We start from the raw sequence: 16,681 nt of genomic DNA, 5'->3' as shown, positions 1-16,681 counted from the left end.
GCAGCCGGTGACACACCCTATCCCAGCAGGTCGGGAGGAGTTGTTTTGAGTGCCAGAGACGGGTCCGCAGACGTGGTGGTCCTCCGGTTCGGGGACCGCCGCATCCCGCGCGCCCTGACCGGTCTGGACACCGTCGAGGTGACGGGGACGGCCGATGTCGACGCGGCGTCGGCCGGTGCGCGCCGGCTCGTCGTCGTGGGCGCCGACGCCGACCTGGCAACCGTGCTGACCCGGCTGATGCGCACCGAACGGCTCGGCGTCGAGCTGGCCGCCGCGCGGGGGCTGTTCGCGGCGCGCACCGCGTTGTCGGGGACGGCGCGGCGGGTGCCGCTGATCCGCGACGACGCCGGGATCGCGATCGTGGGATCCGCGGAGTGGCGGGGCGCACCGCTGCTCGGTGAGGCCATCGTCGACGACACGACGCTGTTCACCGGGGAGGCCGCGGGGGTGCGCATCGAGCCGACCGACGAGATGCCGGGGCTGCGCGCGGCGGTGCTCACGGGGCGGGGCCGCCCGCACCGCTGGGTGGCGGGGCGCGCCGCGCAGTTGGGGACGACGGGCGCGCGGGTGGTCCGCGACGGGGTGGAGGGCCCGCGCGAGGTGAAACGGTCGACGTTCTACCGCCACACCGAGGGGTGGTTGCGGGTCAGCTGATGTCGTCTACATCGCCTCGAGGTAGCGGGCGACCTCCCAGTCGGTGACCGCCACCGCCTGCGCCGCGATCTCGGCGCGCTTCATCTGCACGTAGTGGTCGACGAAGTCGTCGCCGAACCACTCTCTGGCGATCGCACTGTCGGCCAACAGGTTTACCGCCTCGGTGAGGGTGGTCGGCAGCGCGGGCACCTGACCGGCCGGCTGGCCGTAGACATCGGTGGCCGACATGTCGCCGGGATCGGTCTCGTTGAGCAGTCCGTGCAGTCCGCCCGCGAGCGCGGCGGCGGTGACCAGATACGGGTTGGCGTCGCCGCCGGGCTGACGGTGCTCGACGCGGGTGCCGTGTTCACCCTCACGGATGACGCGCAGCCCCACCGACCGGTTCTCGATGCCCCACGTGGCGGTGGTCCCGGCCCACGAGTACGGCACGTAGCGGCGGTAGGAGTTCGGGGTGGGCGCCATCAGCGCGGTGAACTCCCGCATGGTGTGCAGGATCCCGCCGGCGAAGTGGCGCATCGCGGTGGACAGCTGGTCTGGGGCATTCTCGTCGTAGAACACGCCGCCTCCGGTGAGGTCGCGCAGGCTCAGGTGCGCGTGGCAGCTGTTGCCCGCCCAACCGGTCACCGGTTTCGCCATGAACGTCGCGAGCAGATCGTTCTGCGCGGCCACCTCCTTGACCGCCGACTTGAACAGGAACGCGTCGTCGGCGGCTTTCAGGCTGTGCCCGTAGCGCAGCGTGATCTCGAACTGGCCGGGGCCGGTCTCGGGATTGCACGCCTCGACCGGCAGACCGTAATCGAGCATGTGGCGGCGGATCAGCGCGCCGATGTCCTCCTGCAGCGAACCCATCACGACGCCGTAGGTGCTCGGCGCCTCCTGCAGCGGCACGAGTTCGTCAGCGCGTTTGTGGTGGGTGGTGCCCGCCTTCTCGCGCAGCAGGTAGAACTCCAACTCCAGTGCGCTGAGCGGTTCGTAGCCCATCGCGTCGGCACGTTCGACGACGCGGCGCAGCACCGACCGCGGCGCTATCGGCACCGGCCGGTGGTCGTGCGGCAGCACCCAGTCGCACAGCAGTAGGGCGGTCCCGCTGTGCCACGGGACGATTCGCAGCGTCTTCAGATCCGGCACGGCGAGGATGTCCGGGTAACCCTCGCGTTCGGTGGGAAAGTAGCCGCGGTAGCCGTCCGGCCGCGCGACGAGGTCGGATTCGTCGACGTGCATCACCCAGAACACGTCGCACATCGGCATCCCGTGTTCGAGCATCCTGGGCAGCTGCGCGATCGGGACCCGTTTGCCGCGCATCACCCCGTGGGTGTCGGTGCCGCCGATGATGACCGTGGTGACGTCCTCGGCGTGCAGCCGGGCCAGGACCTCCGACGGGGTCGGGGCGGTGGGTGCGTCGATCATGCGTTGGCTCCTCCGCTCACCGTGCTGGGCCGTCCGAGCAGGAAGCCGGAGTAGCCGCCGGCGACCACCTCCTCGCACTCCCGCCGGTATTCGCCGCATCCGGCGACGTAGGGCATGAAGGTGCGTGGCTTACCCGGGATGTTGGCGCCGACGTACCACGAATTCGCTTGCGGGTAGAGGGTTTCGGCGGCCAGGTCGGCGACGTGGTCCATCCACCGGTCCTGGGCGTCGCGGGTGGCCTCGATGCGGTCGTGGCCGAGTTTGCGCAGATGCAGCAGGCAGTCGGCGATCCAGTCGACGTGCTGCTCGATGGAGATCAGCATGTTGCTCAGCACCGACGGGCTGCCGGGGCCGGTGACCGTGAACAGGTTCGGGAAACCGGCCACCTGCAGACCGAGCAGCGTCCTCGACCCGTCGGCCCATTCGTCGCGCAGCGCGGAACCGTCCACCCCGTGGATGTCGATGTCGGCCAATGCGCCGGTGATGGCGTCGAATCCGATCGCGAACACGATCGTGTCGACGTCGAGGTGGCGGCCGCCGACGAGCCGGATCCCTGTCTCGGTGATCTGGTCGATCGGTTCGGCGCGGCTGCTCACCAGTTCGACGTTGTCGCGGTTGTAGGTCTGGAAGTAGCCGGTGTCCACACACGTGCGTTTGGTGCCGATGTGGTGCTGGGGGCAGAGCAGCTCCGCGGTCTCGGGGTCCGTGACGATGTCGCGGATCTTGTTGCGCGCGAACTCCTGTGCGATCCGGTTGGCCTCCTCGTCGGTGAAGAAGTCGGTGAACGCCGCGGACAGCGCGTTGATCCCGCCGCGTTGCCAGCCCTCCTCGAAGCGCCGTTCCCGCTCCTCGGGGGTGACGTCGAAGGTGGCCTGCGTCGGCGGCGGATGCGGCACACCGGCGTCGGAGAGTCGGCAGATCTGCCGTCGGGTCGGGTAATCCGCGATCGCCGCGTCGAACTCGTCGTCCGACAGCGGCCGGTTCTGCGCGGGCATGCTGTAGTTCGGGGTGCGCTGCAGCACGTAGAGCTGCTCTGCCGCCTCGGCGATGCGCGGGATGGCCTGGATGCCCGACGAGCCGGTGCCGATCACCGCGACCCGCCTTCCGGTGAAGTCCACCGGCACGTGCGGCCACCGTCCGGTGTGGTACCACTGCCCGCCGAACTGCGAGAGCCCTGGGAACTCGGGCTGTTTGGCCACCGACAGGCAGCCGGTCGCCATGACGCAGAAGGTGGCGTGCACGGTCAGCCCGGTGTCACAACGCAGGGTCCACCGCCCGGCCTCGTCGTCCCAGTCGGCTCGCTCCACGGTGGTGCCGAACGTGATGCCGTCACGCAGGCCGAAGCGGTCGGCGACATGGCCGATGTAGGAGAGGATCTCGGGTTGTGCGGCGTAGCGCTCGGTCCACCGCCACGCGCGGGTGAGCTCCTCGTCGAACGAGTACGAGTAGTCGACGCTCTCGATGTCGCAGCGCGCCCCGGGATAGCGGTTCCAGTACCAGGTACCGCCGACGTCCTCACCGCGTTCGACGATGTGCGCGGTGAGCCCCAGCGCGCGGACGCGGTGCAGCATGTAGAGACCGGCGAACCCCGCCCCGACGATCACCACGTCGAGGTTCTTCGAATCCTGTTGTGCAGACATGCGTTCCTATCCTGCGGTGGCGGTGAGGCGGCGGGCGGACGTGCCGAGTGCGGCGGCGAAGGCGTCGTAGACCTCCACGCGGTCCCACGGCTGCGGCGACATCGTGATGAAGTAGTCCGCCAGCGCGAGATCGGTGAGGCGGTCGAGGTGTTCGGCGCCAAGGCCGAGATCGCGCAGCACCGGGAACTCCAGCTCGTCGAGCAGCCGGCGGACCGCGGTCACCAGTCGGCTGCCGTCGGTGGTGCCGTCGGCGGGCAGCCCCCAGGCGTGCGCGATGCGTTCCATCCGGTCGGGCACGTAGTGGCGTTCGCGCTCGAGCGTCTCGGCCAGCACCAGGCCGATGGTGAGCCCGTGCGGCGCGGCGGTGATCCCGCCGATGGCCTGGCCGAGGGAGTGTTCGGCCGCGCAGTCGGAGATGTTCATCGCCAATCCCGCCATCATGCTGCCACACGCCATGTCGGCGCGGGCGGCCGCATCGGACCCGTCACGGTAGGCCCTCAGCAGCGAATTGCCCATCAGCCGAACGGCTTCCAACGCGATGGCGTCGCCGATCGGGGTGCACACCTTGGCGATCACCGCGGCCATCGCCTGGGCGAGCGCGTCGATGCCGGTGTTGGCGGTCATCGCGGGCGGCATGCTCCAGGTCAGCACCGGATCGACCACCGCGTACTGCGCCCGCAGGTTCGGGTGGGCGATCCCGGCCTTGCGCCCGCTCTGCGGATCGGAGACCACCGAACCGCCGGACACCTCGGATCCGGTGCCCGCGGTCGTGGGCACGGCGATCAGCGCGATCTCGGGCACCGGATAGGTGCGCTCGGAGCCGAGGAATTCGCCGAAGCCCGAACCGATTTGGTGGCACAGCCGGGCGGCCTTGGCGGTGTCGATGACCGAACCACCGCCGAGCGCGACGATCGCGTCGACCGAGTCGGACGTCATCCGCGCGGTGGCGGCGTCGACCATCGCGATGGTCGGTTCACCGGGCGCCTTGTCCAGTCGGCTGACCGTCAGGCCCGCGGAGAACAGCGTGGCGAGAACGGCTGCGGCAGCGGGGTTGTGGAGTTCGACGTCCTGATCGGTCATCACCAGCACCCGCTGGGCGCCGGCCTCGGCGAGCAGGTCGGGCAGGCGGTGAGCGGTGCCCTCGCCGAAGGTGATGCGCACGGGCAGATGGTTGCCGAACGGTGCGATGGTGTCCATGGTCGATCCTCTCGTCACCGGGTCACCGGATCCGGCGTGTCGTCGAACAGCGGTGCCGTGGCGGCGGATGTCAACGCTCCGAACAGGTTCCGCAGCGGCGAGTCCTCGAGCTCCCATCGCACCCCGAAGGCGAACGGGTGGTCCGGCCACTCGACGGCCTCGGCGGCGCCGTCGGGCACCGATACGGCGGTCACCCGGGCGCCCTGACCGACTCGGGCCACCGCGGGCGAGCGGTGCGCGTGCACTTCTCGCACCCCGGCCAGTCCGCATCGGCCGAGCAGGCTGTCGACGACCACGTCGACGGTGTGGGATGCCGGTTCGGCGGGGCGCGACGACGGCGCGTGCAGGGTGCCGCCCGCCGCGACGTTGAGGATCTGGAACCCGCGCCCCAGTCCGAGCACCGGAACACGTTCCTGCAGTGCGGCGTCGGCGATCTCGCGTTCGAACCCGTCGAGCGGGGCGTCGTCGGCGGCGCCCGCGAGGACGATCGCGTCGACGGTGTGGAGCAGCAGGTCGGGGTCTGCGTCGGCCAGCGCAGGCAGGATCAGCGGTTGCGCGCCCGCGCGGTAGGCGGCCTGCAGACACGTGTGGACGGTGGCGACGGCGGGCTGGTCCGAACCGCCCCAGCGCGCAGTCAGATTCACCCCGCAGATACCGATCAACGGCGTGGTCTCGTTCATGGTCCTGTTTTCATACCACCGGACATAGGGCCCACGCTGCGTTACGCTCGAAATGATGTCCGAGGACTTCCTGTTGCGTCCGCTCGACGCCCCGCCGGCCTACGCCGCAGTCGTCGAACGGGTGCGCCGCGCCGTCGCGCTGGGGGTGCTCTTGCCGGGTGACCGGCTGCCCGCCGAACGCGCACTGGCCGAGGGGCTCGGCGTCTCACGGGTGACGGTGCGCGAGGCGTTGCGCGTCCTGCAGGGTGAGCGGCTGCTGATCACCAAGCGGGGCAGCGCAGGAACCGTCGTGGCGCCCGCCGCCACCCGGCTGGGCGACGACATGGAGGACGACTACGTCCGCCGGCTCGGCGAGGTCTTCGAACTGAGGCTGGCCGTCGAATCCATGGCCGCGCGGTTGGCCGCCGAACGCGGCGACCCCGACGGCCTGCAGTGGCTGGACTCCTGCCAGGAGGCGCTGCGCGCGAGCACCGACGTCCACACCTTCCGGCGCGCGGATTCGGAGTTCCATCTCGCGGTCGCCCGGTTGAGCGGCAACGGCATGCTCAGCCAGGTCATCGAGGACGCCCGCGCCGCGGCCTTCTCACGGCTCGACCGTCAGGACTTCGCGGTCATCTTCGAATCGACGATCCGCGGTCACGCCGCGGTGATCGAGGCGATCCGCGCGAAGGACCCCGACGGTGCGGCCGCGGCCATGGCCGCCCACATCGAAGAGGCCCGCGGCGAGGTGACCGCGGTGCTGTCCACGACCACGCAACCGGAGGTCCGCTCGGCGGGTTGAGGTCAGCGCGACCGGTACCGTCGATACGTGAGCATCCGCCCGCTGCGCCAGTCGGTGCGGCCGAGCCCCGTCTTCCTGGCCGCGCTGGCCGTCACCGCCGCGGGCGGAGCGGTGGCGTGGCTCGCCGCCGACGCCGTGCAGCCGCTGGCGTACGCCGGCGTCTTCACGTTCGTCATCGCGGGCTGGCTGGTGTCGCTGTCGCTGCACGAGTTCGGCCACGCCTACACCGCGTGGCGGTTCGGTGACCGCGACGTCGAGATCCGCGGCTACCTGACGCTCAATCCGCTCAAGTACTCCCACCCGATGCTGTCGCTGGGGCTGCCGGTGCTGTTCATCGCGCTCGGCGGAATCGGCCTACCCGGCGGTGCGGTCTACCTGCGCACGTCGTGGATGACGCCGCGGCAGAAGACCTTGGTCAGCTTGGCGGGGCCGTCGGCGAACCTGCTGCTCGCGATCGTGCTGCTCGCGGTGACCCGGCTGCTGTACGACCCGGCGCACGGCGTGTTCTGGGCCGGGCTGGCGTTCCTGGGGTTCCTGCAGGTCACCGCGTTCGTGCTGAACATGCTGCCGGTCCCCGGCCTCGACGGCTACGGCGCCCTGGAACCCCACCTGAGCCCCGACACTCAGCGAGCGCTCGACCCGGTCAAACAGTGGGGCTTCTTCATCCTGCTGATCCTGCTGCTCGCGCCGGCGCTCAACCAGTGGTTCTTCGGCGCGGTGTACTGGCTGACCGAACTGTCCGGGGTGCCGAGTCCGCTGGTGTCGATCGGCGGCCAGCTCACCCGCTTCTGGTCCGCCTGGCTGTAACAGCACGCGAGCAGACACAGATTCGCGTGCTTCCGGCGTGAATCACGCGAATCTGTGTCTGCTCGCGCGACGCGCCACCCTTGCGATATATGCGACTTCACGCATAGATTGCTGGCATGGGCGCCGGACACGATCACCACCACGGTTCGGATGCCCGTGTCAGCAGGATGCTCATCGCCGCGGGCATACTCACCGCGTTCTTCGTCGTCGAAGTGGTCACGGCGCTGTCGATCGACTCGATCGCACTGCTCGCCGACGCCGGGCACATGCTCACCGACCTCGTCGCGATGTTCATGGGGTTGACCGCGGTCCTGCTGGCCCGCCACGGCAGCGCGTCACCCGCCCGCACCTACGGCTGGCATCGCGCCGAGGTGTTCACCGCGGTCGCCAACGCCGCGCTGCTGCTCGCGATGGCGGTGTTCATCCTGTTCGAGGCCTTCGAGCGGCTCGGCGACGCGCCGGAGGTGCCCGGCGTGCCGATGATCGTGGTCGCGCTGGCCGGGCTGGCCGCCAACGCCGTCGTCGTCCTCCTGCTGCGGTCGCACTCCGAGCAGAGCCTGGCGGTCAAGGGCGCCTACATGGAGGTGGTGGCCGACACCGTCGGCAGTATCGGCGTGCTGATCGCGGGCGTCGTCACCGTGACGACCAGCTGGCCCTACGCCGACGTGGTGGTCGCGGTGTTCGTCGCGCTGTGGGTGCTGCCGCGGGCGATCTCGCTGGCCCGGGCGGCGCTGCGGATCCTCTCGGAGTCCTCCCCCACCCACATCGACGTGGACGAGCTCAAGTCGGCGCTGTGCGCGGTGGAGGGCGTCACCGAGGTGCACGATCTGCACGTGTGGACGCTGGTCCCCGGCAAAGACGTCGTCACCGCCCATTTGACGTCGAACCGCGACTCGGCGCGGGTCCTCGACGACGCGCGTGCGGTGCTGTCCGCCCGCGGACTGGACCACGCGACGGTGCAGGTCGAACCGCCGTCGGGCGCCGCGGACTGCGGCAACTGCGAGAGCAACGACTGGTAACGCCCGCCGAGTTCTACACCAGGGTCGTCAAACCGGCCGGCTGACGACCCTCATGTCGATCTCGGCGACAGAGGCGACGAAGCCGCCGAGCCTCAGCTCAGGCCGAGCTCGCCGCGCGCCGCGGGATCGCAGTCGTCGAGCAGGTCCAGGCAACGCTGGTACTCGTCGGTCTCCCCGATGGTGTCGGCCGCGCGGGCCAGCGCCGCCACACACCGCAGGAAGCCGCGGTTGGGTTCGTGCCGGTAGGGCACCGGACCGAAACCCTTCCACCCGTTGCGACGCAGCTGGTCGAGGCCGCGGTGGTAACCGGTGCGGGCATAGGCGTAGGCGGCGACGGCCTGTTCGTCGGCCAGCGCCTCCTCGGCGAGTGCGGCCCAGGCGACCGACGCCGACGGGTGCGCCGCCGCGACGATCGACGGGTTTTCGTTCGCGTCGAGCTCGGCTTCGGCTTCGGGGTCCCCGGGCAGCAACACCGGGTCCGGTCCGAGAAGGTCACCCATACGCGTCATGCGACTCATTGTGCCGTGCCGGTCGCGGCGTGCGGTCATCGGCTCGATCCGGTCGATAAGCTCCATCGGTAGCGTCATCGGAGGAGGAACGCAGCAGGGATGTCGAACCCACGAGGACCCGAACAGGGTGACGAGCCGACCGTACCGTCGGCAGCGGGGGGCCCCGGGGAGCGAAGCGGTCCCGACGACGTGACGCGGCCTTCGCCGACCGCCGACCACGACCCCGCGACCGAGGTCTTCGCGTCGCGGCCGGCCGACGCGAACCAGGGCGATTCCGCCGATCCCGAGCGCCGCTTCACCGCGCCGTCGAGCTTCGACGCCGGGTCGACGCAGAAGATCGACCCGCCGCCGGATCCGGCGACCGAGGTGTTCCCGCGGTCCGACCCCGATCCGTTCGGGCAGAAGCCGGCCAGCCCGCAGGTCATCCCGCCGCGGGGCGACGCGCCCAAACCGCCGCAGCCGGCGCGGCGCAGCTGGGGCTGGGTGGTGGCGGTGGTGCTGGTGATCGCGGCCCTGGTGGCGATCGCGATCCTCGGCACGATCCTGCTGACCCGCGACTCCGAGTCCGCGGCGTCGCAGGAAGACCGGGTGCGGGCGACGATCGAGCAGTTCGACGTCGCGATCCAGAACGGTGACCTGGCCACGCTGCGCAGCATCACCTGCGGCGCCAAACGCGACAGCTACGTCAACTACGACGACAAGGCCTGGGCGGAGACCCACGAGCGGGTCGCGGCGGCCAAGCAGTACCCGGTGGTGGCCAGCATCGATCAGGTGGTGATCAACGGCGACCACGCCGAGGCCAACGTCACCGCGTTCATGGCCTACGCGCCGCAGACCCGCTCCACCCGCAGCTTCGACCTGGAGTTCCGCGACGACCAGTGGAAGATCTGCCAGGCCCCGTCCTAGTTTCCGCGCGCGCCGAAACTACGCTTGTTGACGGAATTCGGCCGATTTCCGTCATCAACCGTCGTCTCGGCGACGGGTGTGTGCGCAGGTCAGGCGCTGACCGACCGGCCCTCGCTGTGCAGGTCCCGGCACGCCTCGATGACGCGTTCGGTCATCCCCGCCTCGGCCTTCTTCAGATAGCTGCGCGGGTCGTAGACCTTCTTGTTGCCGACCTCACCGTCGACCTTGAGCACCCCGTCGTAGTTGGTGAACATGTGCGCCGCGATGGGGCGGGTGAACGCGTACTGGGTGTCGGTGTCGACGTTCATCTTCACCACGCCGTAGCGCAGCGCATCCTCGATCTCCGACTTCAGCGACCCCGAGCCGCCGTGGAACACGAAGTCGAAAGGTTGTGCGTCGGAATCCAATCCGAGCTTCGTGGCGGCGACCTTCTGCCCTTCGGCGAGCACCTCGGGGCGCAACTTCACGTTGCCCGGTTTGTAGACGCCGTGGACGTTGCCGAAGGTTGCGGCCAACAGGTAGCGGCCCCGCTCGCCGGCGCCGAGCGCGTCGACGGTCTTCTCGAAGTCCTCGGCGGTGGTGTAGAGCTTGTCGTTGATCTCGGCCTCGACGCCGTCCTCCTCACCGCCGACCACACCGATCTCGACCTCGAGCACGATCTTGGCGGCGGCCGCCTGTTCGAGCAGTTCGCGCGCGATGGTGAGGTTCTCGTCGATCGGCACCGCGGACCCGTCCCACATGTGCGACTGGAACAGCGGATCACGCCCCGCGCGCACGCGCTCGGCGGAGATGTCCAGCAGGGGCCGGACGTAGGTGTCGAGTTTGTCCTTGGGGCAGTGGTCGGTGTGCAGGGCGACGGTGACCGGGTACTTCGCGGCGATCACATGAGCGAACTCGGCCAGCGCGACGGCTCCGGTCACCATCTCCTTGACACCCAGCCCGGACGCGAATTCAGCTCCGCCGGTGGAGAATTGGATGATCCCGTCACTGCCGGCGTCGGCGAATCCCTTGATCGCGGCGTTGACGGTCTCCGATGACGTGCAGTTGATGGCGGGGAATGCGAACGCGTGGTGCTTGGCACGGTCGAGCATCTCGGCGTAGACCTCGGGGGTGGCGATGGGCATAGCAGGAAGTATCCCCCTATCGCCGCCTGATCACATCGTGAGGACCATGCGGTACCGGGCGCGGCCCTCGTCCATCGCGGCGTAGGCCTCGGCGGCCTCGGCGAGCGGCTTTTCCTCGATCTTGGCCCGCACGCCCGCCTGCACCGCGAAGTGCATGGTCTCCTCGACGTCGCGGGATGTGCCCGACGGGTGGCCTGTGACGCTGAGCCCGGGGCTGATCAGCTGGCCCGGGCTGATCGGCAGCGGGTCGAACGTCACGCCGACGACGACCAGTTCGCCCTGCGGTCCCAGCCCGCCGACCGTATCGGCCATCGCCTTGGAGTTGGCGGCGGTGGCGAGCACGACCCGGGCACCGCCCAGATCCTGCAGCGCCTGCGCGACGTCGGAGGCAGTGGAGTCGATGTAGTGGTGGGCGCCGAGCGCCTTGGCGTCCTCGGCCTTGCCCTCGCCGCGGGCGATCGCGACGGTCTCGAAGCCCATCGCCCGCGCCCACTGCACGCCGAGGTGGCCGAGCCCGCCGATCCCGAGCACCGCGACCAGGTCACCGGCCTTCGCCCGGGTGGCCCGCAGCCCGTTGAACGTGGTCACCCCCGCACACCCCATCGGCGCCGCCTCGGCGAACGACAACCCCTCGGGGATGCGGGCGAGCGCCGTGGCCGGCGCGATGACGGATTCGGCGTAACCGCCGGGATAGCTCAGGCCGGGCACCTGCAGGTTGACGCACTGCATGAAGTAGCCCTTGCGGCACGGGTCGCAGCGGTTGCAGTTGCCGCCGAACCAGCCGACCGCCACCCGGTCGCCTGCCGCGAAGCCCTCGACACCGTCACCGACCTCGGCGACCGTGCCGGCGATCTCGTGGCCGGGTGTCAGCGGCCAGCTCAGGCCGGGGAAGGCGCCGTTGACGAACGCGTGGTCGGTGCCGCACACGCCGCAGGCGGCGACGTCGATGCGCACGTGACCGGGCTGCGGGGCTGAGGTGTCGACATCGACGAGGGTCAGCGGCTCACCCGCGGCGGCGACGTGGACGGCTCTGTGCGTAGGCATGATCAGACAGTAATGACGATCATGGGACGCCGTCGCGTGATTGCGTACCGGCTAGCTGCAATTTCCGCCCGGTATCTTGGGTACCCATGACGACCACCCACTTGGCCCTCATGCCGGACTTTTTGGATCCGATGACGTTGCTCGGATACTTCGGCACCTGGGCGCTGGTCGGGCTGCTGGTCGTGATCTTCGTCGAATCCGGGGTGCTGTTCCCGATCCTGCCGGGCGATTCGCTGCTGTTCGTGGCGGGCATGCTGGCCGCGGGCACGGCCTCGATCGCCGAACAGGGCGGGGAGACGATCAACTTCCAGCTGTGGCAGCTGCTGGTGTTCATCCCGATCGCCGCCATCCTGGGTGGCCAGGTCGGCTACTGGCTCGGCCGCAACGTCGGGACCGCGATGTTCAAACCGGACGCCCGGTTCCTCAAGCAGAAGTATCTCGACGAGGCGCATCTGTTCTTCGAGACCCGCGGCCCGTTCGCGATCGTGATCGCGCGGTTCGTCCCGATCGTGCGCACACTGGCCCCGCTGACCGCGGGCGCCGCTCGGATGAGCTACCCCGTGTTCGCGCTGTTCAACATCCTCGGCGCGGTGGTGTGGGGTGTCGGGCTCACGCTGCTCGGTTACTGGCTCGGCCAGTTCGAGATCATCCAGAAGCTGCTCGAACCGATCTTCATCGCGATCGTGCTGGCGTCCGTGGCGCCGATGTTCATCGAGTACTACAAGCGGCGCCGCGCCGCCAAGCGCGCAGGCATCGCCGCCCCGCCGGTCGACCCGGCCTAGGACGCCAGTCCGGTCAGGATCGCCGCCGTCGGCTGTTCGGCGGCGTGCCGGTAGCCGGTGCCCGCCCACAGGTGCACCAGATCGGCCTCCCCGGCGGCGGCCGCGGCCTTGCGCAGCGGGCTGGTCAGGTGATGGATGGCGGGATAACCGAGCGGCGCCGACGCCTCGAACCGGTCGATGAACCCGTTGCGCAGTCCGCGCGCGGGCCGTCCGGTGAAGGCGCGGGTGAGGACGGTCCCGGTGCGCGACGGGTCGGCCAGCGCGGCTTTGTGGGTGGCCGAGGCGCCGCTCTCCTCGGCGCGCAGCAGCACGGTGCCGACGGCCGCGGCGACGGCGCCGGAATGCAGGACGGCGGCGACGTCGGCCGCGGTGGCCAGTCCCCCGGCCGCGATGACCGGGAGCCGCGTGGTGGTCGCGATCTGGCCGACGAGTTCGGTCAGCGTAAGTGGGGTGGGCATGCGGTCAGGGGTGAACGTGCCCGAGTGCCCGCCCGCGACCGAGGCCTGCACGGCGAGCATGTCGACGCCGGCCGCGGCGGCGGCCTCGGCTTCATCAGCGGAGGTGACGGTCTGCACGACGGTCGTGCCGGCCCGCTGCAGGCCGCGGATGACGTCGATGTCGGGGAGGCCGAAGGTGAAGCTCACGATTGGCACGGGGTCAGCGCGCAGCAGGTCGATCTTCGCGGCGAATGCGTCGTCGTCGTCGATCGGTTCGCCGGGCAGCGTGAGGCCGTAGCGGTCGGCGTCGGGCTGCAGGGCCGCGGCGTACCGGCGGTAGTCCTCGGCGTCGATCGGCACCGGGTTCGGGGCGAACACGTTGACGCCGAACGGCACCGACGCAGCCCGCACCGTCGCGATCTCGGCCTGCAGCGCATCGGGTTTCTTGTAACCGGCGGCCAGCAGCCCCAGGCTGCCCGCGCCCGCCGCGGCGATCACCATCGCGGTGGTGGTGGCGCCCCCCGCCATCGGGGCGGCGATCACGGGTAGCCGGACACCCAGGTCGGTCAGCGGTGTGGTCATCTCGGCGCTCCTCTCATGGGGATGATGCTCCCAGGAACAGCCGCGGCCCCCGCCGGCGTCCGGATCACTACGACCGGTTCCCTCTCTGCTGGGAGGTTCACCCTTCCTCGCAGATCGACCACGCCCCGGCGGCGCCGGACACGATGCGGTCGGCCAACCCCGCCTCGTCGAATGCGGTCCGCACGTCGGTGATGGTCTCGCTATAGATCGACCAGCCCGCGATGTGGGCGATTACCACCCGTGAAACACCAAGTGCGGCAATGACATCCGCTGCGCGGGGACCGGTCAGCGTCAACGGCCTGCCGCGGTTCTTGCTCGGCAGCCGCGACGCGCCGGCGAACAGCACCGCGACGTCGAGGTCAGGGAACCGCCGCGCGATCTGCACGACGGGGAGCAGGGAGGCGTTGTCCCCGCTGACGTACACCGTCGGGAGCCCGGACGCCTGCAGGACGAACCCGGTGACCTCGGCGTTGACGTGTCCGGACGCATCGCGAGTGCCGTCGAGCGGACCGTGGACGGCGGGGACCGCGGTGACGGTGACCGTTCCGGCGGCGTCCGAACGCGGGAGCTCGGTGCTCGCCCAGGTCTCGAGACCCATGGCAGGAGTGCCGAGGCGGGAGGCGGCGCCGGGACCGGTGACGATCAACGGCGTCGCCGTGGTCGCCCACTGCCGTCCGGAGGTGTCGAGGTTGTCGTGGTGATCGTCGTGGCTGAGCAGCACCGCGTCGACCGCACCGAGCGCGGAGGCAGGCACTGCGGGCGGTTCGAGCTTGGCCATGGTCCCGAAGTCGTGCGGTTCGTCGAACGTCGGGTCCGTGACGAAACGTGTTCGGCCGTAGTCGATCACGACGGTCGGGCCGCCGACGACGCCCACGGCGAACGGGTGCCGGTCCGCGGTGATCGGGACGGTGGTCATGGGCGGCCTCCGATCGTCGAGTGCTGCCTGGTGAGACTACCGACGACCCGCGACGAACGGCCCGGGAATGAACGCCGCCACCTCCGGCGTTCCCCCGAGCACGCCGGTGCGGACCGGCAGAATCGTAGGAACTGTCATGGACATGAAACTCGAAGTCGTCGTACTGCCGGTCTCCGATGTTGACAAGGCGAAGGACTTCTATCAAACGCTCGGCTGGCGGCTGGACGCGGATTTCCCTGTGGCAGAGGGTTATCGGGTCGTGCAGCTGACGCCACCCGGATCGGCCGCGTCGGTGATCTTCGGCGAAGGTGTCAGTACCGCGACACCCGGTTCGTCCCAGGGGTTGTACTTGGTGGTCGAGGACATCGAGGCCGCCCGCACCGAAATCGCCGAACGCGGCGTCGAGGTGAGTGAGGTCTTCCACGATCCGACGGGCGTGTTCAACCATGCGGACCCCGCGGCCCGGATACCCGGGCCCGACCCGCAGCGCCGCAGTTATTCGTCGTTCGCGTCGTTCTCCGACCCGGACGGTAACGGCTGGATCCTGCAGGAGATCACCGATCGCCTGCCCGGCCGCTGAAAACCATTGAGACACAACCCAAGGAGCACATCGTGAACACCGAGAACGTCGTCGCCCTGGTCAGCGGGGCCAACCGCGGACTGGGCCGCCGCTTCGCCGAACAACTGCTCGCCCGTGGCGCCAAGGTCTACGCCGGCGCCCGCCGTCCCGAGACCGTCGACCTACCCGGAGCCATCCCGGTGCAACTCGACATCACCGATCCCGAATCCATCAGCCGCGCCGCCGAATTCGCGAGTGACGTCAACGTCGTGATCAACAACGCAGGCGTCTCGACCCGGTCGACGCTCCTCGACGGCGACCTCGCCGACATCCGCCTGGAGATGGAGACCCACTACTTCGGCACCCTGCAGGTCATCCGGGCGTTCGCCCCGATCGTCGAACGCAACGGCGGCGGCAACATCCTCAACGTCCTCTCGATCCTGTCCTGGGCGCATCCGCCGACCAGCGGTGCGTACGCCGCCGCGAAGGCCGCCGGGTGGGCGATGACCGATGCGGTACGAACCGAGTTGGGGCCGAGAGGGATTCACGTCGCCGCGCTGCACGTCGGTTACATGGACACCGACATGGTCCCCTATATCCCGGCCGACCAGAAGACCGATCCCGGTGTGGTCGCGAAGCTCGCGCTCGACGGACTGTTCGCCGGCGAAGACGAGATCATCGGCGACGCGGCGACCCGTGCCGTGAAGGCGGGGCTGTCTAACTCTTGAGCCCCAGCGCGTCGGCCAGCTCGCGCAGCGCGGGCCGCGGATCGGCCATCGGGTTGTCGCCGAGCACCTGCAGCACCACATGGTCGGCGCCGGCGTCCAGATGCGCGGTCACCGACGCGGCGGCCTCGTCGACCGAACCCATACCGACGATTGCCCGGGCCAACCGGTCCGATCCGCCGCGCACCAGATCCGATTCGTCGAAGCCCTGGCGCAGCCACGAATTCCGGTAGTTCGGCAGCCCGCTGTACACGTCGAGGTGCTGGTGCGCGCGGCGCAACCGGTCGGCGTCGTCGCCGCCGATCGCCACCGCCTGCTCCGAGACGATCCACTTGTCCGGCCCGAGGATCTCGCGGGTGGTGCGGGTCTGCCCCGGCGTGACGAGATAGGGATGCGCACCGTCGGCGTGGGTGCCCGACAGCTCGATCATCTTCGGGCCGAGCGCGGCCAGCAGCCGCGTCGGCCGCGGCGCACCGGGCTCGATCGCGTCGGACACCGACGCCATCTTCTCGAGGTAGTCCCGCATCGTGGCCAGCGGTTTGGCGTACGTCTTGCCCATCGCGTGTTCGACCAGCGGGGCGTGGCTGACGCCGAGCCCGAGCACGAACCGCTCGGGGTGCAGCGCATTGAGGGTGCGCCCCCCGGTCTCGGCGGCCGAGGGCAGCCGAACGTGGATGTTCGCGATCCCGGTGCCGACCACCAGCCGGTCGGTGGCGGCCAGGAACGCCGCCGACTGCGTCAGGACCTCCTTGCCCGCCACCTCCGGGATGAACAGCGAGCCGAAGCCGAGCGCCTCGACCTCGCGGGCGACGTCCTGCGCGTCGGTGATCGACCAGGTCTCACTGGCCCACCAGACACCGATACGAGAAGGGAACGCGATGCTGGGCTTGCCGGAATCCGTCACCGCCTCAA

At 69.9% G+C, this 16,681-nt stretch carries 18 protein-coding genes; 8 read left to right on the top strand and 10 right to left on the bottom strand.

Translation table 11 applies throughout. The features are described from left to right. Positions 1 to 45 precede the first annotated feature (45 nt). A complete protein-coding gene (locus AU194_RS28095; protein ID WP_059092530.1) occupies positions 46 to 654 on the top strand; it encodes a hypothetical protein in 609 nt (202 codons plus the stop codon). Between the two features lie 6 nt (positions 655 to 660). Here the strand turns inward: AU194_RS28095 and AU194_RS28090 are convergent, their stop codons facing one another. The 4 genes from AU194_RS28090 to AU194_RS28075 are packed head-to-tail and all read right to left on the bottom strand — an operon-like array spanning position 661 to position 5,578. Beyond that, a complete protein-coding gene (locus AU194_RS28090; RefSeq protein WP_059092529.1) occupies positions 661 to 2,061 on the bottom strand; it encodes a glutamine synthetase family protein in 1,401 nt (466 codons plus the stop codon). Continuing rightward, the gene (locus AU194_RS28085; protein WP_059092528.1) at positions 2,058 to 3,701 is read right to left on the bottom strand and encodes an NAD(P)/FAD-dependent oxidoreductase; all 1,644 of its coding nucleotides are present in this window, start codon (positions 3,699 to 3,701) and stop codon (positions 2,058 to 2,060) included. Before AU194_RS28085 ends, AU194_RS28090 begins: the two co-directional genes overlap by 4 nt. A 6-nt stretch (positions 3,702 to 3,707) precedes the next feature. Continuing rightward, entirely contained in the window at positions 3,708 to 4,898 is a 1,191-nt protein-coding gene (locus AU194_RS28080) for an iron-containing alcohol dehydrogenase family protein (protein ID WP_059092527.1), read from the bottom strand. A gap of 14 nt (positions 4,899 to 4,912) precedes the next feature. After that, positions 4,913 to 5,578, bottom strand: coding sequence for a gamma-glutamyl-gamma-aminobutyrate hydrolase family protein (locus AU194_RS28075; protein ID WP_059092526.1), 666 nt, complete (start codon positions 5,576 to 5,578; stop codon positions 4,913 to 4,915). A gap of 55 nt (positions 5,579 to 5,633) precedes the next feature. Here AU194_RS28075 and AU194_RS28070 point away from each other — a divergent pair, with 55 nt between their 5' ends. The 3 genes from AU194_RS28070 (at position 5,634) to AU194_RS28060 (ending at position 8,185) form a co-directional block, all read left to right on the top strand. Continuing rightward, positions 5,634 to 6,359, top strand: coding sequence for a FadR/GntR family transcriptional regulator (locus AU194_RS28070; protein WP_059092613.1), 726 nt, complete (start codon positions 5,634 to 5,636; stop codon positions 6,357 to 6,359). 27 nt (positions 6,360 to 6,386) lie between these two features. Next, on the top strand, positions 6,387 to 7,166 hold the full coding sequence (locus AU194_RS28065) for a site-2 protease family protein (RefSeq protein ID WP_059092525.1): 780 nt from the start codon (positions 6,387 to 6,389) through the stop codon (positions 7,164 to 7,166). A 116-nt stretch (positions 7,167 to 7,282) separates the two neighbouring features. Continuing rightward, complete coding sequence (locus AU194_RS28060) at positions 7,283 to 8,185, top strand: cation diffusion facilitator family transporter (RefSeq protein ID WP_059092524.1); 903 nt, start codon at positions 7,283 to 7,285, stop codon at positions 8,183 to 8,185. A gap of 92 nt (positions 8,186 to 8,277) precedes the next feature. Here the strand turns inward: AU194_RS28060 and AU194_RS28055 are convergent, their stop codons facing one another. After that, entirely contained in the window at positions 8,278 to 8,694 is a 417-nt protein-coding gene (locus AU194_RS28055; RefSeq protein ID WP_059092612.1) for a DUF3151 domain-containing protein, read from the bottom strand. 99 nt (positions 8,695 to 8,793) lie between these two features. On the opposite strand from AU194_RS28055, the gene AU194_RS28050 reads away from it, so the two are divergent. Continuing rightward, positions 8,794 to 9,600 (top strand): hypothetical protein, encoded by an 807-nt coding sequence (locus tag AU194_RS28050; protein WP_059092523.1) that lies wholly within the window; start codon positions 8,794 to 8,796, stop codon positions 9,598 to 9,600. A gap of 89 nt (positions 9,601 to 9,689) precedes the next feature. On the opposite strand, the gene fbaA is transcribed toward AU194_RS28050, so the two are convergent. Next, complete coding sequence (gene fbaA, locus AU194_RS28045; RefSeq protein WP_059092522.1) at positions 9,690 to 10,724, bottom strand: class II fructose-bisphosphate aldolase; 1,035 nt, start codon at positions 10,722 to 10,724, stop codon at positions 9,690 to 9,692. 30 nt (positions 10,725 to 10,754) lie between these two features. Next, positions 10,755 to 11,768, bottom strand: coding sequence for an alcohol dehydrogenase catalytic domain-containing protein (locus tag AU194_RS28040; protein ID WP_059092521.1), 1,014 nt, complete (start codon positions 11,766 to 11,768; stop codon positions 10,755 to 10,757). A gap of 86 nt (positions 11,769 to 11,854) precedes the next feature. Between AU194_RS28040 and AU194_RS28035 the strand changes: the two genes are divergently transcribed. Further along, positions 11,855 to 12,550, top strand: coding sequence for a DedA family protein (locus AU194_RS28035; protein WP_059092520.1), 696 nt, complete (start codon positions 11,855 to 11,857; stop codon positions 12,548 to 12,550). Here AU194_RS28035 and AU194_RS28030 read toward each other — a convergent pair. Both AU194_RS28030 and AU194_RS28025 read right to left on the bottom strand, forming a co-directional pair. After that, positions 12,547 to 13,569 (bottom strand): nitronate monooxygenase family protein, encoded by a 1,023-nt coding sequence (locus AU194_RS28030; RefSeq protein WP_059092519.1) that lies wholly within the window; start codon positions 13,567 to 13,569, stop codon positions 12,547 to 12,549. The genes AU194_RS28035 and AU194_RS28030 overlap by 4 nt on opposite strands. Positions 13,570 to 13,666: 97 nt before the next feature. After that, positions 13,667 to 14,485, bottom strand: a complete 819-nt coding sequence (locus AU194_RS28025) for an MBL fold metallo-hydrolase (protein ID WP_059092518.1) — start codon at positions 14,483 to 14,485, stop codon at positions 13,667 to 13,669. Between the two features lie 142 nt (positions 14,486 to 14,627). Here AU194_RS28025 and AU194_RS28020 point away from each other — a divergent pair, with 142 nt between their 5' ends. Both AU194_RS28020 and AU194_RS28015 read left to right on the top strand, forming a co-directional pair. Beyond that, positions 14,628 to 15,065 (top strand): VOC family protein, encoded by a 438-nt coding sequence (locus AU194_RS28020; protein WP_369804250.1) that lies wholly within the window; start codon positions 14,628 to 14,630, stop codon positions 15,063 to 15,065. Between the two features lie 32 nt (positions 15,066 to 15,097). Further along, complete coding sequence (locus AU194_RS28015; protein ID WP_059092516.1) at positions 15,098 to 15,772, top strand: SDR family oxidoreductase; 675 nt, start codon at positions 15,098 to 15,100, stop codon at positions 15,770 to 15,772. Here the strand turns inward: AU194_RS28015 and AU194_RS28010 are convergent. Next, positions 15,762 to 16,673, bottom strand: a complete 912-nt coding sequence (locus AU194_RS28010; RefSeq protein ID WP_059092515.1) for an LLM class F420-dependent oxidoreductase — start codon at positions 16,671 to 16,673, stop codon at positions 15,762 to 15,764. The genes AU194_RS28015 and AU194_RS28010 overlap by 11 nt on opposite strands. Positions 16,674 to 16,681 lie beyond the last annotated feature (8 nt).

Source organism: Mycobacterium sp. GA-2829 (genome assembly GCF_001499965.1).
Classification (GTDB): domain Bacteria; phylum Actinomycetota; class Actinomycetes; order Mycobacteriales; family Mycobacteriaceae; genus Mycobacterium.
Note: the sequence above shows the minus strand (reverse complement) of the source record. Positions and strands in the feature narration are given on the sequence as shown.